Here is a 26,243-nt window from a genome sequence, read left to right on the forward strand (position 1 = left end):
ACACAACTTTATTTGTTAAAATTTTCCAAATAAAACAAAGTTTAGACATAAAAAAAGTCCCACATTGCTGTGGGACTTCTTATTTATAAAAAAGCTAAGAATTATTTTTTCTCAGTTTTTTCCATTTTAGCTTTTAATGCAGCTAATACATCATTGTTATCTCCTAAAGTTGCAGCTGGTGCATTTGTAGAAGATGCAGATGAAGTATTTTCAGTTGCAGCTTTCACGTTTTTCTCTTCTTCTTCTCTGAAGATAGCAGTGTGAGAAGCAACTACTCTTTTGAATTCTTTGTTGAATTCAATTACTTTGAAATCAGCAGTATCACCTTTTTTCAATTTCTTTCCGTCTTCTTTTTCAAGGTGACGAGTAGGAATGAAAGCAACGATATCATCTCCGAATTCTACAGTAGCTCCTTTGTCAACGATTTCAGAAATCTCACCGTTGTGGATAGTTCCTACAGCGAAAGAATCTTCGTATTGATCCCAAGGATTAGCAGTAGTTTGTTTGTGACCTAAAGATAATTTACGTCCTTCAACATCTAACTCTAATACAACAACATCAAGTTTTTCACCAACGTTTACAAACTCAGATGGGTGTTTGATTTTCTTAGTCCAAGATAAGTCAGAGATGTAGATTAATCCATCAATTCCTTCTTCTAATTCTACGAAAATACCAAAGTTTGTAAAGTTTCTAACGATACCTGTATGTTTAGAACCTACTGGGTATTTAGAAGTAATGTCAGTCCATGGATCTTGAGTCAATTGTTTGATACCTAATGACATCTTACGATCATCTCTGTCAAGAGTTAAGATAACTGCTTCAACAACATCTCCAACTTTCACGAAGTCCTGAGCAGAACGTAAGTGAGTTGACCATGACATTTCAGAAACGTGGATTAAACCTTCAACACCTTCAGCAACTTCGATAAATGCACCGTAATCAGCGATTACAACTACTTTACCTTTAACTTTGTCACCAACAGTTAAGTTAGCATCTAAAGCATCCCATGGGTGAGCGTTTAATTGTTTCAATCCTAATTGAATTCTTGTTTTCTCATCATCGAAATCAAGGATTACAACGTTTAATTTTTGGTCTAATTCAAGAACTTCACTTGGGTGGTTGATTCTACTCCAAGAAAGGTCAGTAATGTGAATTAATCCATCAACACCACCTAAGTCAATGAACACACCATAAGAAGTAATGTTTTTAACAACACCTTCTAATACTTGTCCTTTTTGTAATTGACCGATGATCTCTTTTTTCTGTACTTCAATATCAGCCTCGATAAGCGCTTTATGAGATACAACAACGTTTTTGAATTCGTGGTTGATTTTTACCACTTTGAATTCCATCATTTTGTTTACATATACATCGTAGTCTCTAATTGGCTTAACGTCAATTTGAGATCCAGGTAAGAACGCTTCGATTCCGAAAACGTCAACAATCATACCTCCTTTAGTTCTACATTTAACAAAACCGTTAACGATTTCTCCAGTTTCATTAGCTGCAATAACTCTATCCCAAGATTTGATAGTACGTGCTTTTCTGTGAGATAATACTAATTGACCTGTTTTATCCTCACGGATGTCGATTAATACTTCTACTTTGTCACCTACTTTTAAGTTTGGGTTGTAACGGAATTCGTTTAAAGAAATAACACCTTCAGATTTAGCATTGATATCAACGATAACGTCTCTATCTGTAATTCTAACTACAACTCCTTCAACTACTTCTTCTTGATCTGTAGCGATGAAAGTTTTAGATACTAGTTCTTCAAACTCTTGTAAGTTTTTTTCATCTACTGCATCAATTCCTTCTTGGAAGTTATGCCAGTTAAAATTTGCTAAAAACTCTTCTTGTGATTTTGTTTGTTCAGACATGCTGATAAAAAAATTTGTATTCTGTTTTTCTCGAGTTTCTCTATGCGATAGAAAATACAGAAGTTGTTTTACATAAATGGTTGATTCCTAATGGAAACTCTTCTCTGCCAAAAGGACTGCAAAATTAATACATTTTTCTGAATTAACAAAACAAAACCGATATGATTATCAGTCAATTGTTTAAGAAGCAGAACAATTGATGTTTTCAAGACGTTCAGTCCCGCTATCCGTTGCAAACGAAGTTCACTGAACTCCGATTAAAATAGAAGCTAAGTGAAGTAATCTTTTGTGCCGAACCCCGTCACAAAAGGATTTCCACTTCTATCGGGGCTAAGTTAGAACTTTTTGTTTTTCATAAGATCTTTAGAAACGAAACGCGACAAGCTTTTAAAACGGTTGGCGCTACTATGTGCAACTATCTTTGTCCAATTTTTTAACTTTGATAAAGACTCAAGAAACCTGTAAAGTCTGGTTTTCAATCTTTACATTAAAACTTATTTCAGCTTTCAAAGCTTTGAATACCTTTATTACAGTATCAATTGTAGCACTATTTGCACTACTTTCTAACTTAGAAATTTGTGCTTTTTTAACACCAATTAAATCCCCTAACTGTTCCTGAGTTAGATTTCTTTCTTTTCTGGCAGTTTTTATCATTCTGCCAAGAATTTCCATATTTAGTTCATATTCATATTTATCTCGCTCAGATGTGCCTATTTCACCAATATATCTATCTTTCATTTCCGAAAGCGAATAGGATTTCAATTCTTTCTTTCCCATAATTTCAACTTTTATTTATTTTCAAAATAATAATCCTTAATTCTCTTTGCTCTTTCAATGTCACTCAAAGGAACTTTACTAGTTTTTTTAATAAAACCATGAGTTGCAAAAACTAAAGTCTCTTTGTTATCCGTTTTATCCCAAAATGCTAAAAGCCTAACTTGCTTATTAACGTATCTAATTCTAAATTCCCAAATATCATCCTTGAGTTTTTTAAATAACTTTGGATCGTGTTTCTTTTCAGCCAAATCAATATTATACAATACTTTAGCAACTAATTTGCGATCAAGCGAAGCTAAAAATTTGTCAGCCTCTTCTAAAAATTTTGTTTCAAAATACTTCATCAAACTTCCATATAACAAAAATACCACAAAGTTTCTAAATTTAGAAACTTTGTGGTATTTTATATTTTACTTAATTTATTTTAAACGTCTTCTTAGACTATTTTTAATCCAAGAAAAACAGTTTTTACTTAATGACTCAAATTCTCAATTTCCTTCGGATCATGTTTATGTTTAAACAGAACAGCAAAAGCAATAGCAATTACCAAAGCATAAGCTGCAAACGAAAGCCAGATCGTATGCCAGTCTTTCATTAAAATTGGATTTGCAAAAATTCCGTCTGCAGAAATTGAATTTCCTTGTCCTTTTACAAATTCCACCATTTTCTCATTAGTAGCATCCGTTTGTAAAAATCCAGCCAATTCTGTTGTATTAGCAAATGATTTGGTAAAGAAACGATCAATTGCCCATCCAGAAGTTAAACTTCCTAAAACGGCTCCTACTCCATTGGTCATCATCATAAATAAACCTTGTGCAGAAGAACGAATTTTAGAATCTGTATTGCTTTCTACGAATAAAGAACCCGAAATATTAAAGAAATCAAATGCCATTCCGTAAACGATACAAGACAAAATAATCATCCATAACCCTCCTATCGGATCTCCAAACGCAAATAATCCAAAACGAAGAACCCAAGCCAACATACTAATCAACATAACCTGTTTGATACCGAAACGTCTTAAGAAAAACGGAATTGCTAGAATAAACAAGGTTTCAGAAACCTGAGAAATCGACATTATAATAGTCGAATATTTTATTACGAAAGAATCTGCGTATTTTGGAAAATGCTTGAACTCATCTAAAAATACATCGCCATAAGCATTTGTCAATTGTAATGCTCCTCCTAAAAACATAGAAAAAACAAAAAACAAAGCCATTTTGTAGTTTGCAAACAACTTGAAAGATTCTAAACCAAAAGTTTCAATCCAAGTTGCATTTTCTTTAATCAAACGCTGCGGCTCACATTTTGGTAAAGTAAAAGCATAAACTCCAAGAATTAAAGCACCAACTCCAGCAATATAAAACTGATATTCAGTTGCTTTACTTCCACTTAAATTCGTAATCCACATGGCCACAATAAAACCTATTGTTCCCCAAACACGAATTGGCGGAAAATCTTTTACAATATTTTTATTATTTAATTTAAGCGAAGTATAAGATATTGAATTACTTAAGGCGATTGTGGGCATATAACAGCACATTGCTAAAAGCATAACAACAATAAAAGTATCTGGTGTAGTAACTTGTGCAATTCCGAATAAAACTAACGCATAAAGAATATGAAGCGCACCGTATAATTTTTCGGCATTAATCCATCTGTCGGCAATAATACCTGTAAGTGTAGGCATAAAAAGAGAAGCGATTCCCATGGTTCCGAAAACTAGTCCGAATTGAGTTCCTTCCCAGTTTTTTGTTCCAAACCAATAATTTCCAATTGTTATAAGCCAGGCTCCCCAAACAAAAAATTGAAGAAAGCTCATTAAAATCAATCTATTTTTAATCCCCATATGATAAAAATTGTTCTTTAGTAAAAATGAAGCGGTAAAACTACCATTTAAAATAATATCTGCAAAAAATTATGCTGTTTTAACAACATCATTCACTAATTCTAGAACTGCAGCAAATTGTTCCTCTTTATTTAAGTAAGAATTATCAATCTCTATGGCGTCATCGGCAATTACAAGAGGAGAATCTTCGCGGTGTGTATCCATATAATCTCTATCTACAACATTTTTCAAAACTTCTTCATAAGAAACATTATCACCTTTTTCCTGCAATTCATCAAAACGTCTTTGTGCACGTGTTTCTGCACTTGCTGTCATAAATATTTTTAATTCTGCATTCGGAAAAACTACAGTTCCAATATCTCTTCCATCCATTACAATGGCTTTATTGGTTCCCATTTCCTGCTGCTGCTCTACCAACTTAGAACGAACTTCTGAAACAGCTGCTACTTTACTAACAAAATTAGAGACCTCGATCGTTCTAATTTGTTTCTCTACATTCTCACCATTCAAATACATTTCTGCAAAACCTAAATCTGAATTAAACTTAAATTCTAATTTGATATCAGATAATGCTTCAACCAAAGCTTCTTTCTTAAAAAAATCAGCCTCAATCAAATTATGTTGTATAGCAAAATAGGCAACCGCGCGGTACATCGCCCCAGTATCTACATAAACATATTCCAATTCTTTTGCTAATTGTTTTGCAAGAGTGCTTTTGCCTGTAGATGAAAATCCGTCGATAGCAATGGTAATTTTTTTCAATTTTTTATTTTTAAATTTTTATTCTTTTAATGACAGTTGATTTTTAATAATAAATACTCATCAAAATATTCGATTCAGAACTATCAATTAGTCGCGATATTCTATCAAAGTATTTTTTATTAACCATAGGACAGCCAAAACTATTGCAAATGTAGCCATCTTTCTCTTCATATGGAACATCATAATAGTAATGAAAAACAATATCTCGTTTAAAAGCATTACTATTCGTTTTATCCAATCCGTAGAGCTTATATGCTCTACCAAACTTTCCGTAATAATGTTTTCCAATGTAATATTTCCCTAATGAAGTGCTTAATGAATTGGGAACGTTGCTAAAACGAAGCTTGCCTTTAGTACCCGTTTCAGAACCAGAACCATGGGCAACCAAACCTTTATCGATAATTTTATCTGCTTTTAAATCATAAACAAAAAAGCGATTTTTCCCCGAAGGAATTTTCATATCAACAAAGAAGGCTATTTTGTTATTGTATTGCGGATTTTTGTTTATCAGCTTTTTTATGTCAGCAATTTGACATTCAATTCTTTTATCATCAGAAGAAAACAGACCAATTTCTTTACTATCTGATAGCAGCAAATACCCAACAAAAAGCGCGAGAATAAAAAGGAAAACAATAATTATTTTTTTCATCGATTTAGATTCAGAAAAAAACTTTTCAATATCGAAGACTAAACTATTCGACAATAAAAAGTTCTTGTTTTTTTTGGATACTCTTAGATAAAGCCAAATAGAACAGTTTCATTTATTGAAAATTCAATGTTAAACCAAAAAGACTTGTGTTGGCCGCCAACGTATATCTGGAATATGAATAATTGAATTTCAGTTTATTCATTTTTAAACCAAAACCTAAAGAAACGCCAGAAAAGTTACGCTGTTCGTCTACTCTTAATTCTTCGCCTCTTCTAAAATTATATCCTACTCTAAAATTGAATGCTTTTTTAGGAAAAAGTTCAACACCAAAAGCTACGTGCCTTAGCGCATTGTTTACAAAAGAAACTTTTTCTGGACTTGTATAACCATCGATATTCGTTTCTCCACGAACTGGATTTGAAAAAGATATATTCCATTGTTGCAAATTTTCTAAGGAAAGATGCCAGCGAATTGGAACATGTTCTAATTCTTGAGAAATACCTGCTACAATTTCAAATGGGAGATTTTCTTTAATTCCGGAATAAGTAGTAAACTGTGTCCCCATGTTTCTAAATACAAGCGCAAAGTTTAGATCATTCATTTCATCCACATACAAAAAACCCAAATCAACTGCACCACCTATCGAATTATAACTTTCTAAAGAAGAAGTGATCAATTTACCACTTGCTCCAATATATAAATCGGTATAAGGAACATTGTACGCATATCCAACTGATAATGCACCTTCGCTTCCTGTAAAATTAGAAGTTGCCTGGCCGTTTTCATCGTAACCTTCAAATGTACCATAGTTCACATAAGTAACTCCAGCATAAATAGTCTGCACATGTCTATCATAAGTATAAGCATACGATGCTGTACCATAGGAGGCTTCACCATAATAACTTCCGTAATTTAATGCCAAATGATTATCCATGTCTGCGTTTATAAGAGCGGGATTTGACATAGCTTGATTAACATCTTCATCATATATGGTAATAACATCTCCTCCTAATGCCGCTTGTCTAGGCGAAGTGGTCAAATTTAAAAACTGGTAAGTGTAGCGCCCTCCAACTTGTCCGAAAGAAGACGAACAAATTAAGATTATAAAAAATAAAACAACTTTTTTAAGCATTTGTTTTTGGCGCACCTATATGGGAATAACGCAAGTGCAAATATAAAATTATATAACACTAAAAATAAAACTATGCACTAAATAAATTCCAATAAAAAAATTCCAAACTCCAATAAAAAAATTGGAATTTGGAATTTAAATATTTAAATTTTAATTGACGTTTATTTCAAATCTTTAGCATTTTTCACTTTCTGATCTGTTAAAGCTAAACCTAAAACTTCGCTCATTTCTTTTACATAATGAAAACTTAAGCCTTCTAAGTATTCTGCTTTAATTTCATCAATATCGCTTTTGTTTTCGTAGCAAAGAATAATTTCTTTAATCCCTGCTCTTTTCGCCGCTAAGATTTTTTCTTTAATACCACCAACTGGCAATACTTTTCCGCGAAGCGTAATTTCGCCTGTCATAGCTAGATTTTTCTTTACTTTTTTCTGAGTTAAAAGCGAAACTAAAGAAGTTAGCATTGCAATACCAGCACTTGGTCCGTCTTTTGGAGTCGCTCCTTCTGGCACGTGCAAGTGGATGTTATATTTTTGGAACAACTCTGTACTAATACCTAATTTCTTAGCATTTGCTTTAATGTATTCCAAAGCAATTGTAGCAGATTCTTTCATTACAGTTCCAAGGTTTCCGGTAATTGTAAGAGATCCTTTTCCTTCAGAAATCAAAGATTCGATAAACAAAATATCTCCTCCAACACTAGTCCATGCTAAACCTGTTACAACACCTGCAACATCGTTATTTTCGTATTTATCACGTTCTAATCTTGGCACTCCCAAAATTGCTACAATATCTTCATCTGTAACTTTCTTGTTATACTCCTCTTCCATTGCAACAGATTTTGCTGCATTACGAATTACTTGCGCAATTTTAGTTTCTAAATTACGAACACCAGATTCTCTAGTATAACCTTCAATGATTTTTTCTAATTGCTTTTTGCCAATAGTCAGATCTTTTGCCGTTAAACCGTGAGCTTCTAATTGTTTTGGAAATAAATGCCTTTTGGCAATTTCAACCTTTTCTTCAATGGTGTAGCCTGACATTTTGATAACTTCCATTCTGTCACGCAAAGCTGGCTGAATAGTAGCCATATTATTTGATGTCGCAATAAACATTACTTTAGACAAATCATATCCCATTTCAAGGAAATTATCATAAAAAGAACTGTTTTGCTCTGGATCTAAAACTTCTAATAAAGCTGAAGATGGATCGCCACTATTACTGTTTGATAATTTATCGATTTCGTCTAAAATAAATACAGGGTTTGATGTTCCTGCTTTTTTCAAGCTCTGAATAATACGTCCAGGCATTGCTCCAATATACGTTTTTCTATGACCGCGAATCTCCGCTTCATCACGTAAACCTCCCAAAGAAATACGAACGTACTCTCTTCCTAAAGCTTCAGCAACAGAACGACCGATTGAAGTCTTACCAACTCCTGGAGGCCCTGTTAAACAAATAATTGGTGATTTCATATCATTTCGCAATTTTAAAACTGCCAAATGCTCAATCATTCTTTTCTTTACTTCATCAAGTCCAAAATGATCTTTATCTAAAATTTTCTGTGCGTGTTTTAAATCGAACTTATCTTTAGAATATTCGCCCCAAGGCAATTCCAAAAACAATTCTAAGTAATTGCGCTGAATACCAAAATCTGGCGACTGTGGATTCATACGACGCATTTTAGACAATTCTTTCTCGAAATGTTTCTGGGTTTTTTCGTCCCATTTTTTGGTTTTAGCCTTCTGCCCCATTTCGTCCATTTCCTCTTCCTGAGAAACGCCACCCAATTCTTCTTGAATGGTTTTCATTTGCTGGTGAAGGAAATATTCTCTTTGCTGCTGATCTAAATCAAAACGAACTTTTGACTGAATATCGTTCTTCAATTCTAACTTTTGAAGTTCTACATTCATATAACGTAAAGTCTCTAAAGCGCGTTCTTTTAAACCATTTATCGATAAAAGACCTTGTTTTTCTTTTACGGATAAATTCATGTTAGACGAAACAAAATTGATTAAAAACGATTGGCTTTCAATGTTTTTAATCGCAAAAGTAGCTTCCGAAGGAATGTTTGGACTTTCTTTAATAATCTGAATTGCCAATTCTTTTACAGAATCTAAAATAGCAGTAAATTCAGTATCATTTTCATCTGGTCGTTCTTCAGCAACTTCTTTGATCGTTGCTGTCATATAGGGATCTTCTAAAACAACTTCGTCAATTTCGAATCGTTTTTTTCCTTGAAGAATAACCGTTACATTTCCGTCTGGCATTTTAAGCACACGTAAAATACGTGCAACAGTTCCAACTTTATGAATATCATCTTTTGACGGATCTTCGTCTTCTTCGTTAATTTGAGAAACTACACCAATTATTTTTCCGCCTGCATTAGCGTCATTAATTAGTTTAATAGACTTATCTCTCCCAGCAGAAATTGGGATAACAACTCCAGGAAATAAAACAGTATTGCGTAAAGGTAAAATCGGAAGAGAAACAGGAAGTTCTTCATTATTCATTTCCTCTTCGTCTTCTGGAGTCAATAATGGAATTAATTCTGCCTCTGAGTCAAATTCTTGAAGTGACAGATTGTCAATAGTAAGTATTTTATGGTTTGACATAATAAAATATAAGTCTTTTTGTCATTAAATTTTCTGTGCTACCTATAAATAGAGTATTGCTTATTGAAGTTTTACCAAAAACGGGTTTCGTTTTTCAATTACAAGATAGGGCATAAAAATAGACAATCATTATGCCAAAACAAACTTAAAACTTAAATAATTCTAATTAGTCAATTTTAAAATACAATCCATTTTAAAGTTTAGAAAATAAAAAACCCGAAAAAAGATTTTCGGGTTTCAAGCATTTTATTTATTCATTACTTCAAAGAGTAAGAAACAAGTTCTGAAGTAGTGCCAAACGATTCTAATTTTACAATTCCAACATCCTTAGCGATCCAATAAAATGTATCTGATGAAGAACTTTGTCCCTGCGCGCTTGCTTCAATATGGAGTTTAAATTTGATTACATTACTATAGGTTACTTCTTTAACTTTTAAGCTTATTCCTTTTTCTAAAATAGTACCTGTGTAGTTTGCATTCATTTTTAAAGATGGAAAACTTGGTATATTAAAGCTTGTTTCTAGAGAATAAGATCCTTTCCATGTTTGATTTACATCCAGATAATCCTTAAAAAGAATAAATTCATATCCAGTTGATTTTCCCGTTATTCCTTCAGAACTATAATTCACTTCATCAATAACGATGTAATAATCTCCTTTTACTTTTTTAAGCGAAGCGCCTGCTGTTCCAGAAATTTCGTCAGTAGAACCAAATAATTGGTTAAATTTATAATACGTATTTCCATCTTTATTAGATGAACTTTGAATTTTTACTGTGCTTTCAGCGCCATCTTGGCTAAAAACCCATTGATTGCCCACTTTAGAAGGCCAATAATCACCTGTTGATTCTCCAGCACTTTCGCCAGAATCGTCATTGCTACATGATGTTAACATAAATCCTGTCATAACAAACAGAATTACAAAGCATTTGTTTAGTTTTCTCATTATTGAATTTGTTTTTGGTAGTTAAATTTTATGTGAAATTATAGCAATGAATGTATTATACCTTACGGCATTACGTAAAATCAAAAAATATTTTTTATTTTTTTTATCAAAACTGTAACAAACAAAAAAAAGCCAAGTCTATATTAAAAACCAAAAGCCACTACTTGAATATAAACAACCAAAATATCGAAGAACTAATTGCGCTCTGTAAAAACAATAATCAGAAAGCGCAGTTTGAAATATACAATCGCTATTGTAAAGCGATGTATAACGTGGCTTTTCGTATTGTAAAAGACGAACATTTTGCACAAGACGTCATGCAGGAAGGTTTCTTAAAAGCTTTTACAAAAATCAATGATTATAAACAAGAAGTGGCTTTTGGCGCATGGTTAAAAAAAATAATCATCAATTATAGCATCGATTTTTACAAGAAAAATAACTCTTTCCAAGTAGAAGATTTAAGTAAACAGCTTTATAAAATCGAAGAAAACGACGGAATTCTTTCTGAAAATATTGACTTAAACGCTCTAAAACTAAAACAGGTTTTAGATACCATTTTGCAACTGAAAGATAATTACAGAATGGTGCTTACTCTTTTTTACATTGAAGGTTACGATCAAGAAGAAATCTGCGAGATTTTAAACATTACCTATGCAAATTGCAGAACAACCTTGAGTAGAGCCAAAGATAGTTTGAGAAAAAAATTGGAAGAAATATAAAATGAATTGGAATTATGAAAAATGAAAAAGACAATTTAGACGACTTATTTAAAAGATTTGAAAACCAATGGGATATTCAGGAATTAAATTCTGATCATCAGGTAGATTTTCTGCAAAAATTAAACAAAAAAGAGCCTAAGAGAAAATACTGGTTCGCAACTGCTATTGCTGCTTCGATTGTATTAATGCTTGGAATTTCTCTTTTTTATAAAAATGAAAAACCAAAAGAATTCAAATTTGCTTCTAAAGAAACTAAACGTACAGACTCTATTTTCAATATTCTAATCGATAATGAACTGGTTAAGCTAAAAGAGAAAAACTCACCAGAAAATCAGCAAATTATTACTGATGCTATGAATCAGATGAAAACTTTTGACGCTGATTATCAGAAAATCATAAACGAATTGCAAAAAAATGGTGAGAACAAACAAATTATTTATGCGATGATTAGCAATCTTCAAACGCGTATTTCTTTTTTGCAAACCGTTTTGAAAAGAATTGAAGACAACGAAAAATTAAAAAACAACTCTAATGAAAAAACACTATAACTTACTAATCTTATTTCTTTTGATTCCTTTCTTAGGTTTTTCAAATGATGACGCTTTTGTTACCAAACAAAAAAACATTAAAAAGACCTATATCGTTAATTCTAATGCCGGAATCGATGTTGACAACAAATATGGAAGCATCACTGTAATCACCTGGGATGAAGATAAAATTGATCTTGATATTACTATAAAAGTGAATGGACCAAATGAAAATTGGGTAAACGAACGATTAAACAGTATTGATGTTGACATCACGGCGCTTAAAGGTTTAGTTTCTGCGGTAACCAAACTAGGAAGCTCCAATCTTAAAAGCAAGGGAAGTAATAACAGTTTTGAGATCAATTACGTGATTAAAATTCCTAAAAACGGATCAATTAAACTAGTTAACAAATACGGTAATATTTCGGTTCCAAATGCTGAAGCTTCTACTGATATTGACTGCAAATATGGAAAAGTTACTTTAGGAAAACTAAACGGATCTAGTAATCAAATTTCAATTCAATACTGCCAAAGTTCAAGCATAGAGTACATAAAAACAGGAAATATTGATGCTCGATATTCGAATCTTAAAATTAATGATTCTGGAAATTTAAATCTAAGCGCAAATTATACAGATGTTAATCTTAATGATGGCCAGAACATTAAAGCAGATTGCAACTATGGAACTCTTAAGTTTCAAAAAATCAATTCTTTGAGTGGTTCTGGAAATTATTTAACTTTCATTATTGGCGAAATTTCCAGTAACTTTAGCTACGATACCAATTACAGTAAAATCAGTATCGGGACTGTAACTGAAAAAGCGGGGAACATTACCATAAACTCAGGATATACAGATATTTCAATTGGTTACGTACCCAATTATGCATTCGATTTTGATATTTCTGCAAGATATTCAAACATAAAACATGATAATTCTTTAGAGATTTCTGTCTCTGAGGTTAAAAGCAACAGCAAAAGAATTGCTGGCTATTACAAGAAAAAAGGTCAAAATAAAATCAATATCAATTCGAACTACGGAAATATTTCCCTAACTAAAAATTAATCATCTAAAAATCAAAACAATGAAAAAGTCAATTTTACTTACAGCATTAAGCCTATTTTTTATGGCAATAAATTCTAACGCACAAACAAAAATAAGCGGAAACGGTACTATTACTACCGAAACAAGAACAACTGGAGACTATGATGGCATAAGAATCTCTGGCTTCTTTGATGTAGATTTAGTATCAGGAAAAGAAGGGAAAATTATCCTTAAAGGAGAAGAAAATTTATTGTCTAAAATTAAAGTGGAAGTTGAAGGAAATGAATTGAAAGTTTATGTTGAGAGAGGAGTACAACTTCGTACTAGCATAGGCAAAAAGATACAAGTAACAGTTCCTTTCGAAAAAATATCAGCAGTTACATTGTCTGGATCTGGAGATGTTAAAAGCAAAAACAAAATCAATAGCGATAGTTTTTCTGCAAAACTTTCTGGATCAGGAAATTTTGATTTAGATGTTGATTCTAGAAATTTTGATTTGGCGCTAAGCGGTTCTGGCGATATTGTTTTAAAAGGGAAAGCAGATTCTTTTACAAGCAAAATATCGGGATCAGGAAACGTTAATGCTTCCAATTTAAAATCTCAAACGGTAGATGTTACTGTTTCAGGTTCTGGAAATAGCGTCGTAACTTGTGAAAGTAGTATTACGGGAAGAGTTTCTGGTTCTGGAAATATTAAATATCTAGGAAATCCAGAGAAAAGAGATGTAAAAGTTTCGGGTTCTGGAAAAATTTACAAAGGTTAATTATTTAAATAGAAATATCGCAAATTACAAAACTATCATCAATCAATAATTAATTGCAATTTGCGATATTGTGTTATAAAGACGTTTCAATTAATTTGAAACGTCTTTTTTATGCACTCTTCTCAATAGAAATATGGATGTAATAAAGAATATTGCCAAAATTACAATTGCAGCACGAGGGCTTCCGGTAATTTGATCGATAATTCCGTAAACGCACATTCCGATTACAATTCCAATTTTTTCTGCAACATCATAGAAACTAAAAAATGAGGCTGTATCTTGTGTATCAGGCAGTAATTTTGAATAGGTCGAACGAGATAATGCTTGAATTCCGCCCATTACAAATCCCGCAACTGTTGCCATTACATAAAAATGTGTTGGCAAAGTAATAAAATAGGCAAGCGCACAAAATACTGCCCAAATTGCGTTGATAAATATTAAAGTGGGCACGTTTCCAAATTTCTCTGAAGCTCTAGAGGTTAAAACAGCTCCAACAACAGCTACCAATTGAATGATTAAAATACAAACAATTAAACCTATTGTGCTTTGCTCTTTAGTTTCCCACTGAATTTCCTGAGCTCCAAAATAGGTTGCTACAAGCATTACCGTTTGTACAGCCATACTAGAAACAAAGAAACCTCCTAAATATCGTTTCAAAGGAATATTCTCTTGCAATAGCATCCAAACCTTTTTTAATTCTTTAAAACCATTAAATACTACAGATCTTGTTAACTTCTGACCTGATTCTTTACTTCCTTTTGGTAAATAATAGTAAGTGTACTGGCTAAATAAAATCCACCATACTCCTACCATAATAAAAGAATAACGCATTGCCTTCATTGCCGATTCGCCATCAGTTCCTGAAATTCCAAAAACTTTAGGCCTCATAATCATCGCTAAATTGATGATTAATAAGATAACACTTCCAATATATCCTAACGAATATCCTTTGGCACTAATTCTGTCCTGCTGTTCTTCAAATGCAATATCTGGAAGATAGGAATTGTAGAAAACTAAACTTCCCCAATAGCCAAGCAATCCAAGGAAATAAAATAATAATCCGATATAAATATTATCCAAATCAAACCAATATAATCCCATACAAGACAAAGCTCCTACGTAACAAAAAAACTTCATAAATGATTTCTTGTTTCCAACATAATCAGCAATTCCAGATAATAATGGCGAAATAAACGAAACCACCATAAAAGCAAATGCCGTAATAAAACTAATTAATGCTGAGTTTTTAAGATGCATTCCGAAAACATCAATATAATGATCTCTGTCGCTGAATAATGCTTCGTAAAAAATTGGAAAAACGGCAGATGCAATAGTCAAGGTATAAACTGAATTTGCCCAGTCATAAAACGCCCAAGCATTTAAAAGCTTCTTATCTCCTTTTTGTAGGTTTTTCATAGAAATGGTTTTGTAAATAGGCTACGAATTTATCTATTTTTTATGATAATCAAACGGAAATTATGGAAATCATACATTATTAAATTATAAACTTCATAAAATAAAAAAAGCCATTCGAGAACGAGTGGCTTAAAAGAATATTTTGTATACTATTGTGTACTAAAAGTTTATTTTATAGTTCCAACTTTCAACGCAATTGCTTTAGCTTCTGGAATTAAAGCTTTAATATTAGCAATTCTTGTTGCATCAGAAGGGTGTGTACTCATAAATTCAGGAGTTCCTGATCCACCAGATTTAGCAGCCATTCTACTCCAGAATGCTACAGCATCGTCTGGATTATAGCCTGCAATTGCCATTAATGTCAAACCAATTTTATCGGCTTCGCTTTCATTGCCTCTACTAAAAGGAAGCATTACTCCTACTTCAGAACCAATTCCGTATGCTTGTGCAAATATTTGTTGTGTTGCTTCAGATTTTCCGCTAGTTGCTGCTCCTAAAGCTGCTCCTCCTATTTGCTGTAATTGAGCGGCAGACATTCTTTGCGCTCCATGATTTGCCAAAGCATGAGAAACTTCGTGTCCCATTACAGTTGCCAAACCTGCTTCATTTTGCGTAACTGGCAAAATTCCAGAATAAACTACAATTTTACCACCAGGAAGACACCATGCATTTACTTCTTTGTTATCAACCAGTTTATACTCCCATCGATAATCTTTCAAGTATTGTGTCTGACCTAAATAATTTAAATATTTTTCTGCAGCTGCTTTAATTTTATATCCCACATTTTCAACAAGTCTAGCATCTGCTGTTCCAGTAATAACCTTGTTTTCTGTTAAAAACTGGTTATACTGCTGAAAAGAAGAAGGGAATAATTCGCTATTTGAAACAAAATTCAAGTTTTGTTTCCCAGTAATTGGATTTGTTGCACAAGCCATTACAAGTGCTCCAAAAATCCCTAAAAACATATATTTTTTCATAATTCGAGCTATTTTCTAACAAAAATACAATTAAAAAAAATAAAATATTTTACATATTAAATCAAAAAAATATCAAAATTTAACTATTCGCCCACTATATGAAGTTCATTAAACTCTTTATCAATTAGTAAGAAATTATTCTGTTCGAAATTAATTTTATCAAATTCGATTTTTTCATTGTCAATTTCAATTTCCGCCACTTTAAACGGCAATCCGATAAGGTTGATTTTATATTTAGAATAAGGAGTTATATATTTTCCTTCTTTGTGAAGCTGAATAATAAGTTCTTTTTCTTTTCCAATATTTCGAAATGACAAATAACTGTAACGTCCTTTTTTGTAATCGTAACCATCTTGAGCATCTTCATAAACGGCGGACTGCTCTTTACCATTTTTGTAATAAACATCAAGAGTTAATTCATCAAACTCTAATTCGCCTACATATTGCTGAACTGGATATTTTGGAATAATAGCACCTGCTTTTACAAACACTGGAATCTCATCAAATTTTGTATCAATCCAGATCTCTTTACCGCCTACAAACAATTCATTTGTCCAATAGTTATACCATTCTCCCCTAGGAATATACATACGTCTACCTACAGCATTAGGTTCAAGTATAGGACATACTAAAATCTGATTTCCAAAGATGAATTCGTCGTTGCGATAATGTGTCTGTGTATCATCTTGATCGTAGTATACTAAAGGTTTTAACATCGGAACTCCTTCTTCAATATACTGCCAAAACATGGTGTACAAATAAGGTAATAATTGGTAACGAAGACTCACAAATTTTCTGGTTATATTGATTACTTCTTCATCAAAAGCCCATGGCTCTTGATTTCCATGATCCCCAGAAGAGTGCGTTCTGCAAAAAGGATGAAAAACACCCAATTGAATCCAGCGTGCGTAAAGCTCACCTGTAGGTTGTTCTGCAAAACCTCCAATATCAGAACCTGTAAATCCCATTCCTGAAATAGATAACCTCTGAACTTGAATATTTGCAATCCACAAATGCTCCCAAGTTGCTACGTTATCACCTGTCCATGATGATGTGTAACGCTGTGCTCCAGCATAAGCCGATCTTGTTATTACAAAAGGACGCTTTGGATACGCAAATCGTTTTACTCCATGGTAAGTTGCTCTTGCCATTTGTGTTCCGTAGATATTGTGAGCTTTTCTATGGCTACAAGGATTTCCATCATAAATATGGCGAACATCCATTGGAAAAGTTTTATTTGGAACCTCCATAACTGCCGGTTCATTCATATCATTCCAAACTCCTTTTACACCAATATCTGCAATTAATTCTTTAAATAATCCGGCCCACCATTCTCTAACTACGGGATTTGTATAATCTGGAAAGTTACATTCTCCTGGCCATACTTTTCCTTTCATATAAGGTCCATCTGCCCTTTTGCAGAAATAATCTTTTTCTAAAGCTTCTTTATAAACCCAGTAATCTTTATCTATTTTAATTCCTGGATCAATAATAACTATGGTTTTAAAACCATCTTCTGCCAATTCAGAAACCATTCTTTTGGGATCTGGAAAATAGTTTTTATTCCAAGTAAAACATCTAAAACCATCCATATAATCTATATCCAGATAAATGGCGTCACAAGGAATTTGAAGTTCTCTAAATTTTGATGTAATTTCTTTGACTTTACTTTCGGGATAATAACTCCATTTACATTGATGATATCCTAAAACCCAAAGCGGCGGTAATTCTGGCTTACCTGTTAAGTCGGTATACGTTGTTACTACGTCTTGCATTTGAGGACCGTAAACAAAATAATAATTCATTTCTCCACCTTCAGCCCAGAAACTAGTCACATTCCTTCTTTCTTGACAAAAATCAAAAAAGGTTCTAAAAGTATTATCGAAAAATATACCGTAAGATTGTTTATTATGAAGACCAATATAAAATGGAACCACTTTATACAAAGGTTCTTGATCTTTTTGGTAAGCATATTGATCTGTGGCAAAATTCTCTACTCTTTTGCCTTTAAGATTCATTTGAGTAGCCTTATCGCCTAAACCATAGTAACATTCACCGTCTTTAGCATATTTACTCATTTTTACGATATTCCCGCCATATTCATAGCTTTCTTCCCAATGAAAACCAAGTTCATCTTCAAGAATCAGAAAATCATTTAAATCGTAAATGGAAAGACGAAGATCTGCTTTTTGTATTTTACATTTTACTTTACTAGTTCTAATCTGAAAGTATGTTTCTTCTTCTGTAACCTCCAAAAAGTTATAGCCATGAAGTTGAGTTTTATCAATGGCATAAGAAAAATCATTGCTGAAATAGCCTTTTGTAGTAAAACGAAATCGGATTAAACTATCACGAAGAATAGTTACTTTTAAAATTACTTTGTTATCCGTATTAAAGAAAATAGAATCTCCTTCATGTTCATAAGAGACAATTTTTGATGGATATAAATCGCCTTTGTATTCTAATGATGTGTTTGTAATCATATCTCCAATGAATTAATTTAACATTTTCCTTCTACTCAAACATACAAAAAAAGTTCGTAACGCTCTATGAATAAAAGGTTTATTCACGAAAACGTTTTTTCTGAATGAGCTTCAAATTACCAAACAAAAAATCATCAATTTGATAATTTTGAAACGATATAATGACAAAATCTTATTTCAAGATTTTTACTTAATTTAAAGTATATACGGTAACACTTAAAGGAGGCAAAATCAATTCTGCAGAAAAATCTCGGCCGTCATACGAAATTGATTCTATTTTTAATGGTTTACTACTTTCTATACCGCTGCCTCCATATATTTTGGCATCAGTATTAAAAATCTCTTTTAAATTGCCTTTTTTAGGAATACCAATTCTATAATTTTCGCGAACGACTTGAGTAAAATTGCAGACAACGATCACATTTTCATCTGGATTATTTCCTTTTCTAATATAAGATAAAATAGCATTTTGATGATCTGAATAATTAATCCATTCAAAACCATCTCCTCTAAATTGTTTTTCGTATAATGCTGGCTGTGATTTGTACAATTGATTTAAATCGGTAATCAAACTTTTTATTCCAGAATGAAAATCATACTGAAGCAAATGCCAATCTAAACTTTGTTCGAAATTCCACTCACTTGTTTGACCAAACTCAGCTCCCATAAACAAAAGTTTTGTTCCTGGATGCGTAAACATATACCCATACAATAATCTCAAATTTGCAAAGCGTTGCCATTCGTCGCCAGGCATTTTGTAAATAAGAGAATTTTTGCCATATACTACTTCGTCATGAGAAAATGGAAGCATGAAATTTTCAGTAAAAGCATACGTCATCGAAAAAGTCAATTCATTCTGATGGTATTTTCTATAAACGGTTTCTTTTTGAAAATACTTTAAAGTGTCATGCATCCAACCCATCATCCATTTCATTCCAAAACCTAAACCTCCAACAGATGTTGGTCTTGAAACCATAGGAAATGAAGTGCTCTCTTCAGCAATAGTCTGAATACCATTAAAATTAGAATAGATTACTTCATTAAATTCTTTAAGAAAGCTAATCGAATCTAGATTTTCCCTTCCTCCATAAATATTGGCTTCCCATTCGCCATCTTTTCTAGAATAATCGAGATATAACATTGAAGCCACAGCGTCAACACGAAGTCCGTCGATATGATAATTTTGAAGCCAAAAAACAGCATTACTTATTAGAAAAGCTCGAACTTCATTTCTACCATAATTAAAAACTAAACTTTTCCAATCTGGATGATATCCTTTTCTTCGATCTGGATGCTCGTATAAATGAGAGCCGTCAAAATACCCTAAACCATGTGCATCATCAGGGAAATGTGAAGGAACCCAGTCTAAAATCACTCCAATTCCCTCTTGATGCAATCGATCAACCAGAACCATAAAATCTTGCGGTTTTCCAAAACGGGAAGTTGGCGCAAAATACCCTGTAAGCTGATAACCCCAAGAAGGATCATAAGGATATTCCATAATTGGCATAAACTCAACATGCGTAAAACCGGTTTCTTTTATATATTTTACCAAATCATCGGCAAGTTCAAGATAAGTCAAAAAACGATTGTGTTCTCCTCGTCTCCAAGACCCCAAATGCACTTCGTAAACCGAATAGGGTTTATCCAACGCATTATAATCCTGACGATTTTGCATCCAATTATCATCTTTCCATTTATAATCCAGATCCCAAACTACAGATGCAGTATGAGGCGGTTTTTCGCAATAACGCGCAAATGGATCGGCCTTTTCGGTAATTACGCCATTTATACTAGATTGAATCTTGTATTTGTAAAGCGCCCCTTTAGAAATATCGGAAATAAATCCTTCCCAAATTCCAGAAGAATCCCAACGAACGTTTAAAACATGTTCGCCTTGTGTCCAATAATTAAAATCTCCAACAACCGAAACAGAATGAGCCGTTGGAGCCCAAACAGCAAAATAAACACCTTTTACTCCATCGACTTCAATTAAATGAGCTCCAAGTTTTTCATATAATCTGAAGTGTTTTCCCGCTTTGAATAAATCTATGTCAAAGTCAGTAAAAAGAGAATGTGGGATTACTTTAGTCATATGGTTGGTTTAAGAGATAATTATTTTCGAATTTGAAATTTAGATTTTGGAGTTTAAAAATTGGGATTTGGCATTTTTATATTGGTATTTTAAGACTTTATTCAATTCTAAAATTGTCTGCAAGTGTAACTCCCTTTTTGACTACGACAATTCCGTCTTTAATGCTGTACAATTCGTTAGTAAAATTATCTAAATGTTTACCTCCGCTAATATGAACATTGTTTCCAATACGCACATTTTTATCAACCAAAGCATTTTTAATAAAGCAGTTTTCGCCTATACCAACATGTATTTTACTGATGCTGCTTTCGTGGTTCAACTCTTCAAGATCTTGATAAAAATCGTTCCCCATAACGTAACAATTCTCTAAAACAGTTCCTTCACCAATTCGAGAACGAATACCTATAACGGAACTTTTAATCTCTTTGGCATTAATAATACATCCTTCAGAAATTAAAGATTGGTTGATTATTGAATTTCTAAATTTAGATGGAGGCAATAATCTTGGTCTAGTGAAAATTTTATTTTCGTTATCGAATAAATTAAATTCTGGAATATCTGCTGTTAAGCCAATATTAGCTTCAAAAAAGGATTCTATATTCCCGATATCTGTCCAATATCCCTCATATTGATAACTTAATATTTTATGTTTTCCAACCGATTGCGGGATAATTTCTTTACCAAAATCTTTTGTTTCTTGGTCAGCCATTAACTCCTGCAACAAAGATTTATTAAAAATATAAATTCCCATTGAGGCAAGGTATTTTTTACCTTTTTCCTGCATTTGTTCGCTTACCTCCGATTCCCATTCAGGCAATAGTGACGGATGTGGTTTTTCAATAAAAGCTTCGATTACACTTTCATGATTGGTCTTTAAAATTCCAAATTCGGGAGCGTCTTTAGCATTTACAGGCAACGTTGCAATAGAGATTTCTGCATCAGCCGCAATATGCGCTTCAAGCATTTCGTTAAAATCCATTTGATATAATTGATCGCCCGAAAGAATTAAAGCATGGTCAAAATCATGTTTCAAAAAATGTGACATGCATTGCCTTACGGCATCTGCTGTTCCTTGAAACCAAGTGGGATTATCTGGAGTCTGTTCTGCTGCCAAAATATCTACAAATGATTGGCTTAAAATACTAAAATTAAAAGTGTTTTTAATGTGAGCATTTAGAGAGGCGGAGTTAAATTGCGTCAAAACAAATATTTTAAAAATATCAGAATTGATACAATTAGAAATCGGAATGTCGACCAAACGATATTTTCCTCCAATCGGAACTGCAGGTTTCGATCTTGTTTCTGTCAATGGAAATAAACGTGAACCTTGTCCACCTCCTAAAATAATGGCAACTACATTTTTCTTTTTAAATTTCATTTTGCTGAATTATTAAGTTGTATATTTCGATATATTCTTGGCAAACTCTTTCCCAGGAATGATCTGCTGACATTCCTCTTTTTAAAACTTCATTGAAATTTATTTTATCCTCATACAACCTAACAGCACGATTTATTGAATAGCATATGTCGGCTACAGAAGCCTGATCATGACAAATGCCATTTCCTTCATCTCCAAAATCAACAACCGTATCTCTTAACCCTCCAGTTCTTCTAACAATCGGAATTGTTCCGTAACGCATCGCATACATCTGATTTAATCCACAAGGTTCTACCCTAGAAGGCATTAAAATATAATCTGAACCTGCATAAATCAAATGCGCTAAATCTTCATTATAACCTATAAAAACATTGTAATTTCCTTTATAATCATTTCGCAACTGAGTTAACTGCGTTTCAATCTCTGCATTTCCTGAACCTAAAATCAAGATGTTAATTTCCTCAAAATTTTCAGATAAAGCCAAAGCAGCAGCATGCGGAAGCAAATCACCTCCCTTTTCTTCAAACAATCGGCCAATAAAGCTAAATAATGGTTTTGATGGATCTAGCTCAAATTGTTCGCATAATTTCTCTTTATTCTTTCTTTTTCCAGCTTCAAAATCTTCAATCGAATAATTCTCCTCAATCATTTGATCTTTCATCGGATTCCAGACTTCAATATCAATTCCGTTTAAAATTCCTTTAGATTTATTTCTAACAGAATTAAATAAAGATTCTAAACCATTTGCTGAAATATTAATTTCATTTAAATAACTTGGAGATACTGTAGTTACGGCATTGGCGCATTTAATGGCAACTGCTAAAGAATTGATAGAATTGCTCCATTCTAAAAACCCAACATGTCTCAAATCAAATTTTGGCAGATAATATAATTTATCAAAACCAAACCAGCCTTGATATAAGCCATTATGAATCGTTATAACTGTTTTTACATTTTTTAAACTTTCATATTTATAAGCAAACTGAAGTAAAAATGGAATAAGACCTGTATGATGATCATGACAATTAATAACATCTGGCGTTTTATTGCGCGCTATAACCCAATCCAATGTGGCAATCTGAAAAGATAAAAATCTCTCGATATCATCTTCGTAACCATAAATATTCGGACGATTAAATAATTCATTAATCTCTATTAGATATAATTCAAAACCTAACTTATCTGTTTTTTCTTTTAAAACACTAAACGGAAAACTAAAATTCCCTAATTCAACTGTACCCCAATGAACACATTCAAAATCATTTTCCTTTTTAAACTTTGTGTCATAACAAGGAATTACAACTCTAACAGAATGGCCAGCAACTTGTTGATATTTTGGCAATGCACCCACTACATCGCCTAATCCGCCAACCTTTGCTATAGGATAACATTCGGCACTAATATGAAATATTTCCATTTCAGAAATTAATTTACGATTATCATAAGAAGCAATCATTTATATACTACTTTTATGTTTTTTAAATTTAGCAAAAAAACAAGCAAAATCCTTCTTTTAAATAAGTTTTATTGAAATGGCAAAAAAGGCAATTAATCCTACTAAATCATTAAAAATTCCTAAGATTATTATAATATCTGCGAAAATTTGTGCTTTTATATCCACAAAATTAGTTACAAAATTTGCTGCAAAGATTTTTACAACTCCTATCAAGCATAAAGTTCCAAAAAGAGAATTAGAAATGGATGCTAAAAGCATTCAAGAATTAATCTATGTTCCTTCAATTGATAAAAGTATTGTCACATACGCATACGGGCAAAGTGAACGCAAAGTTTTATTGGTTCATGGCTGGTCTGGAAGAGGAACGCAACTGTTTAAAATTGCTGATGAACTTTTGAACCAAGGCTATTCAACAGTTAGTTTTGACGCTCCTGCACATGGAAAATCAAAAGGAAAAACAACGATAATGTCAGAGTTTATAGCTTCTATATTAGAAATAGAAAAACAATTTGGCCCTTTTGAAATTGCAATTGGTCATTCTTTAGGCGGAATGTCTGTTCTAAATGCAATTAAAGATGGATTTAAAGTAGAAAAAGCTGTAATTATAGGAAGTGGTGATATTATCCAAGATATTTTAGATGAATTCACTTCTAAACTGGGTTTGCGAAAAGAAATTAGCAATCATTTGAGAGATTCTTTTGAAAGTAAATATCAAGTAATAATGGATGATTTTTCAGCCTATCGAGCAGCTCAAAAAATCAATATTCCTGTTTTGGTCATACATGATAATGATGATCCCGAGGTATCTGTAAAAGCGGGAAAGCATATTTATGAAAATCTTAAAAATGGATCTTTATTTTTAACCGACGGATTAGGCCACAGGAAAATACTTGGAAATCAAAATGTTATCAAAAAAATTCTAGAATTCATTAAAATCAATTAACTTTATAGATAACTATTTAAATATCAACATTAAAGAAAATTAGAAAATGGATTTATTTGGAGAAACATTAGATTGGGAAACTAAATTAAAACCAATTTTAAAAAAGTATAAAAACAAAAAACATCCACTAGATTATCAAAATCCATATCAGTTATTAGTTATGGTTGTTTTGTCTGCTCAAGATTCTGATGCCAATATCAACTCAATTGCACCAGCTTTATTTGAAAAATTCCCAACGCTAAAAAGTCTATCAAAAACTGATTTAGAAACTTTTTTGCCTTATATCACTAAAGTTCGAAATCACGGAACTAAAGCCCAATGGCTTTTGGATATTGCAAAAACCATAAAAGAGGATGACAATATTCCTTTAACCATGTCAGGATTAACTGCATTGAAAGGTATTGGAAGAAAATCTGCAAACGTGATTTTAAGAGAAACAGGCCAACCAGCTGAAGGAATTATTGCAGACTTACATGTAATAAGAGTTGCGCCAAGAATTGGAATAATTAAAGAATCTAAAGACGGTAATAAAGTAGAAAAAGATTTAATGCAGGCTTTCCCGAAAGATATTTGGTCAGAAATAGGGATGGCAATTTCATTTTTAGGTCGTGAAATCTGCAGACCTAAACCTAAATGCTCTGAATGTCTTTTAACTGATATTTGCTTATACTACAATACAGAAATCCTTAAAAATTAATTATTTTCTTCTTGTATCAATCAAATAGATAATCTTCCAGGAATCTTTTTCTTTAAATAAAGTAAAAGCATTTACACCAGAATGGCTAAATTTATCATTTAAATAAAATTCATAAGGTGTCCAAACATGCGCCATTGTTCCATCAATCTGAATAGTATAACTCAATATTTTTTCTTGGAATTTCATATTTGAAGGAATAGATGCAATAGATTTATAAAACTCTTTTGCACTTTCATCAGATAATTTATTTCCTTTCACAGTGCTTTCGCTAATAGACTGCAATATCATTTTATCCGAACAAACCAATTTGATCTTTGTTGAATCTCTCTGGTGAAATCCTTGAAAAAAAGATTCAATGCATTTTTGAATTTCTTGCTTTTGAGCATTAGAAGATAATCCTAAAAGAAGAAAAAACATAATAGTATAAATTCTCATAACTATAAAATTATTTAAACACCAAATTGAGATAAATGATGATCCAAATGTTTTGCGAACATATTATTCCACTCTTTAGAAGACAACTTGCCAAAAGAAAGAGATTCTTTTCCTTCAAACTCTTTTTTACCTAATTCTTGCGTTTTTTGAATATAGGAAATTAGTCTGCTTTTTTCTAGCTCAAAATCACGATTGACTTTAATAATAAATTGCGGAGCTGTACCAAGGCTTCTTGGATAAGGAGTTTCACTTACCACTTTATTTTTAGCCAATAGCTTTAATAGAAGTTTTATGAAAGCATTTGGTTTCGAATGGATATTATCATAAACCATTTCGTATGTAACGTTACAATGAGCCAGCATTTGATCGACAGACATTTTTCCCCAAAGCGGCTGAGAATCCGTTTTAAGCTTATTAATTCTGGTAACAAATTGATCACAATCTTCTTTAAGGAAAACATTTTGCATAGCTGAAAATGAGATTTACAGTTAAACATAGTAGTAAAAATATAAAATTTCTGATTAAAAAAACTTTGGAATTTAATATTTTGGCATAATTGGTAAAAGAAAAAAAACACTTTCAGTTTAGATCAAAAAAAAACTTCAATTAACAAAAGTTAATTGAAGTTTTAGTACTCAGAGCGGGACTTGAACCCGCACGAACATTGCTGTTCACTGGATTTTAAGTCCAGCGTGTCTACCAAT

General features: G+C 32.4%; 23 protein-coding genes. 6 read left to right on the forward strand and 17 right to left on the reverse strand.

The window, feature by feature from the left end; translation table 11 throughout:
• Window positions 1–101: 101 nt before the first annotated feature.
• The 9 genes from rpsA to AC3Y25_RS23430 form a co-directional block, all read right to left on the reverse strand.
• Window positions 102–1,880, reverse strand: a complete 1,779-nt coding sequence (gene rpsA / locus AC3Y25_RS23390) for a 30S ribosomal protein S1 (RefSeq protein WP_320567553.1) — start codon at window positions 1,878–1,880, stop codon at window positions 102–104.
• 450 nt (window positions 1,881–2,330) lie between these two features.
• Complete coding sequence (locus AC3Y25_RS23395) at window positions 2,331–2,657, reverse strand: helix-turn-helix domain-containing protein (protein ID WP_379801107.1); 327 nt, start codon at window positions 2,655–2,657, stop codon at window positions 2,331–2,333.
• Window positions 2,658–2,668: 11 nt separating this feature from the next.
• Window positions 2,669–3,001: a type II toxin-antitoxin system RelE/ParE family toxin gene (locus tag AC3Y25_RS23400; protein WP_379801109.1), complete on the reverse strand. Its 333-nt coding sequence runs from the start codon at window positions 2,999–3,001 to the stop codon at window positions 2,669–2,671.
• A 128-nt stretch (window positions 3,002–3,129) separates the two neighbouring features.
• Window positions 3,130–4,506, reverse strand: a complete 1,377-nt coding sequence (locus AC3Y25_RS23405) for a nucleoside permease (protein ID WP_489904419.1) — start codon at window positions 4,504–4,506, stop codon at window positions 3,130–3,132.
• A gap of 69 nt (window positions 4,507–4,575) precedes the next feature.
• Window positions 4,576–5,268 carry a (d)CMP kinase gene (gene cmk / locus AC3Y25_RS23410; RefSeq protein WP_427873852.1) on the reverse strand — a complete coding sequence of 231 codons (693 nt, stop codon included), beginning with the start codon at window positions 5,266–5,268 and terminating at the stop codon, window positions 4,576–4,578.
• Between the two features lie 43 nt (window positions 5,269–5,311).
• Window positions 5,312–5,917, reverse strand: coding sequence for a murein L,D-transpeptidase catalytic domain-containing protein (locus tag AC3Y25_RS23415; RefSeq protein ID WP_427873853.1), 606 nt, complete (start codon window positions 5,915–5,917; stop codon window positions 5,312–5,314).
• Between the two features lie 112 nt (window positions 5,918–6,029).
• Complete coding sequence (gene porQ, locus AC3Y25_RS23420; protein ID WP_427873854.1) at window positions 6,030–7,049, reverse strand: type IX secretion system protein PorQ; 1,020 nt, start codon at window positions 7,047–7,049, stop codon at window positions 6,030–6,032.
• A gap of 161 nt (window positions 7,050–7,210) precedes the next feature.
• Window positions 7,211–9,664: an endopeptidase La gene (lon, locus tag AC3Y25_RS23425; RefSeq protein ID WP_489904420.1), complete on the reverse strand. Its 2,454-nt coding sequence runs from the start codon at window positions 9,662–9,664 to the stop codon at window positions 7,211–7,213.
• Between the two features lie 257 nt (window positions 9,665–9,921).
• Entirely contained in the window at window positions 9,922–10,608 is a 687-nt protein-coding gene (locus tag AC3Y25_RS23430) for a hypothetical protein (protein WP_489904421.1), read from the reverse strand.
• Window positions 10,609–10,772: 164 nt separating this feature from the next.
• Here AC3Y25_RS23430 and AC3Y25_RS23435 point away from each other — a divergent pair, with 164 nt between their 5' ends.
• Genes AC3Y25_RS23435 through AC3Y25_RS23450 form a run of 4 tightly spaced genes read left to right on the forward strand, consistent with a single transcriptional unit; the run spans window position 10,773 to window position 13,659 of the window.
• Window positions 10,773–11,327, forward strand: coding sequence for an RNA polymerase sigma factor (locus AC3Y25_RS23435; RefSeq protein WP_250836238.1), 555 nt, complete (start codon window positions 10,773–10,775; stop codon window positions 11,325–11,327).
• Between the two features lie 14 nt (window positions 11,328–11,341).
• Window positions 11,342–11,875, forward strand: a complete 534-nt coding sequence (locus AC3Y25_RS23440; protein WP_489904422.1) for an anti-sigma factor — start codon at window positions 11,342–11,344, stop codon at window positions 11,873–11,875.
• A complete protein-coding gene (locus AC3Y25_RS23445) occupies window positions 11,859–12,917 on the forward strand; it encodes a hypothetical protein (RefSeq protein WP_489904423.1) in 1,059 nt (352 codons plus the stop codon). The genes AC3Y25_RS23440 and AC3Y25_RS23445 overlap by 17 nt, the downstream gene beginning before the upstream one ends.
• A 19-nt stretch (window positions 12,918–12,936) precedes the next feature.
• Window positions 12,937–13,659, forward strand: a complete 723-nt coding sequence (locus tag AC3Y25_RS23450; RefSeq protein ID WP_489904424.1) for a head GIN domain-containing protein — start codon at window positions 12,937–12,939, stop codon at window positions 13,657–13,659.
• A 90-nt stretch (window positions 13,660–13,749) separates the two neighbouring features.
• Here the strand turns inward: AC3Y25_RS23450 and AC3Y25_RS23455 are convergent, their stop codons facing one another.
• The 6 genes from AC3Y25_RS23455 to AC3Y25_RS23480 form a co-directional block, all read right to left on the reverse strand.
• On the reverse strand, window positions 13,750–15,075 hold the full coding sequence (locus AC3Y25_RS23455; protein WP_489904425.1) for an MFS transporter: 1,326 nt from the start codon (window positions 15,073–15,075) through the stop codon (window positions 13,750–13,752).
• Window positions 15,076–15,242: 167 nt separating this feature from the next.
• A complete protein-coding gene (locus tag AC3Y25_RS23460) occupies window positions 15,243–16,052 on the reverse strand; it encodes a M48 family metallopeptidase (RefSeq protein ID WP_489904426.1) in 810 nt (269 codons plus the stop codon).
• 83 nt (window positions 16,053–16,135) lie between these two features.
• Window positions 16,136–18,535, reverse strand: a complete 2,400-nt coding sequence (locus AC3Y25_RS23465; protein WP_489904427.1) for a glycoside hydrolase family 31 protein — start codon at window positions 18,533–18,535, stop codon at window positions 16,136–16,138.
• Window positions 18,536–18,725: 190 nt separating this feature from the next.
• Window positions 18,726–20,630 carry a 1,4-alpha-glucan branching protein GlgB gene (glgB, locus tag AC3Y25_RS23470; RefSeq protein WP_489904428.1) on the reverse strand — a complete coding sequence of 635 codons (1,905 nt, stop codon included), beginning with the start codon at window positions 20,628–20,630 and terminating at the stop codon, window positions 18,726–18,728.
• 97 nt (window positions 20,631–20,727) lie between these two features.
• Window positions 20,728–22,008, reverse strand: coding sequence for a glucose-1-phosphate adenylyltransferase (locus tag AC3Y25_RS23475; RefSeq protein ID WP_489904429.1), 1,281 nt, complete (start codon window positions 22,006–22,008; stop codon window positions 20,728–20,730).
• Window positions 21,998–23,425 carry a glycogen synthase gene (locus AC3Y25_RS23480; protein ID WP_489904434.1) on the reverse strand — a complete coding sequence of 476 codons (1,428 nt, stop codon included), beginning with the start codon at window positions 23,423–23,425 and terminating at the stop codon, window positions 21,998–22,000. The genes AC3Y25_RS23475 and AC3Y25_RS23480 overlap by 11 nt, the downstream gene beginning before the upstream one ends.
• 115 nt (window positions 23,426–23,540) lie before the next feature.
• On the opposite strand from AC3Y25_RS23480, the gene AC3Y25_RS23485 reads away from it, so the two are divergent.
• Window positions 23,541–24,407: an alpha/beta hydrolase gene (locus tag AC3Y25_RS23485; RefSeq protein WP_489904430.1), complete on the forward strand. Its 867-nt coding sequence runs from the start codon at window positions 23,541–23,543 to the stop codon at window positions 24,405–24,407.
• Window positions 24,408–24,453: 46 nt separating this feature from the next.
• Complete coding sequence (locus AC3Y25_RS23490) at window positions 24,454–25,104, forward strand: endonuclease III domain-containing protein (RefSeq protein WP_489904431.1); 651 nt, start codon at window positions 24,454–24,456, stop codon at window positions 25,102–25,104.
• Here the strand turns inward: AC3Y25_RS23490 and AC3Y25_RS23495 are convergent, their stop codons facing one another.
• Both AC3Y25_RS23495 and AC3Y25_RS23500 read right to left on the reverse strand, forming a co-directional pair.
• Complete coding sequence (locus tag AC3Y25_RS23495; protein ID WP_489904432.1) at window positions 25,105–25,539, reverse strand: nuclear transport factor 2 family protein; 435 nt, start codon at window positions 25,537–25,539, stop codon at window positions 25,105–25,107.
• Window positions 25,540–25,553: 14 nt separating this feature from the next.
• Entirely contained in the window at window positions 25,554–26,006 is a 453-nt protein-coding gene (locus AC3Y25_RS23500) for a DUF1569 domain-containing protein (protein ID WP_489904433.1), read from the reverse strand.
• Window positions 26,007–26,243 lie beyond the last annotated feature (237 nt).

The sequence above is a fragment of the Flavobacterium sp. LK-23 genome (genome assembly GCF_058135255.1).

Bases quoted from the DNA above. Each gene is read 5' to 3' on its own strand.
- rpsA (WP_320567553.1), bottom strand. From the start codon at position 1,880: ATGTCTGAACAAACAAAATCACAAGAAGAGTTTTTAGCAAATTTTAAC.
- AC3Y25_RS23395 (WP_379801107.1), bottom strand. From the start codon at position 2,657: ATGGGAAAGAAAGAATTGAAATCCTATTCGCTTTCGGAAATGAAAGAT.
- AC3Y25_RS23400 (WP_379801109.1), bottom strand. From the start codon at position 3,001: ATGAAGTATTTTGAAACAAAATTTTTAGAAGAGGCTGACAAATTTTTA.
- AC3Y25_RS23405 (WP_489904419.1), bottom strand. From the start codon at position 4,506: ATGGGGATTAAAAATAGATTGATTTTAATGAGCTTTCTTCAATTTTTT.
- AC3Y25_RS23415 (WP_427873853.1), bottom strand. From the start codon at position 5,917: ATGAAAAAAATAATTATTGTTTTCCTTTTTATTCTCGCGCTTTTTGTT.
- porQ (WP_427873854.1), bottom strand. From the start codon at position 7,049: ATGCTTAAAAAAGTTGTTTTATTTTTTATAATCTTAATTTGTTCGTCT.
- lon (WP_489904420.1), bottom strand. From the start codon at position 9,664: ATGTCAAACCATAAAATACTTACTATTGACAATCTGTCACTTCAAGAA.
- AC3Y25_RS23430 (WP_489904421.1), bottom strand. From the start codon at position 10,608: ATGAGAAAACTAAACAAATGCTTTGTAATTCTGTTTGTTATGACAGGA.
- AC3Y25_RS23440 (WP_489904422.1), top strand. From the start codon at position 11,342: ATGAAAAATGAAAAAGACAATTTAGACGACTTATTTAAAAGATTTGAA.
- AC3Y25_RS23445 (WP_489904423.1), top strand. From the start codon at position 11,859: ATGAAAAAACACTATAACTTACTAATCTTATTTCTTTTGATTCCTTTC.
- AC3Y25_RS23450 (WP_489904424.1), top strand. From the start codon at position 12,937: ATGAAAAAGTCAATTTTACTTACAGCATTAAGCCTATTTTTTATGGCA.
- AC3Y25_RS23455 (WP_489904425.1), bottom strand. From the start codon at position 15,075: ATGAAAAACCTACAAAAAGGAGATAAGAAGCTTTTAAATGCTTGGGCG.
- AC3Y25_RS23460 (WP_489904426.1), bottom strand. From the start codon at position 16,052: ATGAAAAAATATATGTTTTTAGGGATTTTTGGAGCACTTGTAATGGCT.
- AC3Y25_RS23465 (WP_489904427.1), bottom strand. From the start codon at position 18,535: ATGATTACAAACACATCATTAGAATACAAAGGCGATTTATATCCATCA.
- glgB (WP_489904428.1), bottom strand. From the start codon at position 20,630: ATGACTAAAGTAATCCCACATTCTCTTTTTACTGACTTTGACATAGAT.
- AC3Y25_RS23475 (WP_489904429.1), bottom strand. From the start codon at position 22,008: ATGAAATTTAAAAAGAAAAATGTAGTTGCCATTATTTTAGGAGGTGGA.
- AC3Y25_RS23480 (WP_489904434.1), bottom strand. From the start codon at position 23,425: ATGGAAATATTTCATATTAGTGCCGAATGTTATCCTATAGCAAAGGTT.
- AC3Y25_RS23485 (WP_489904430.1), top strand. From the start codon at position 23,541: ATGGCAAAAAAGGCAATTAATCCTACTAAATCATTAAAAATTCCTAAG.
- AC3Y25_RS23490 (WP_489904431.1), top strand. From the start codon at position 24,454: ATGGATTTATTTGGAGAAACATTAGATTGGGAAACTAAATTAAAACCA.
- AC3Y25_RS23495 (WP_489904432.1), bottom strand. From the start codon at position 25,539: ATGAGAATTTATACTATTATGTTTTTTCTTCTTTTAGGATTATCTTCT.
- AC3Y25_RS23500 (WP_489904433.1), bottom strand. From the start codon at position 26,006: ATGCAAAATGTTTTCCTTAAAGAAGATTGTGATCAATTTGTTACCAGA.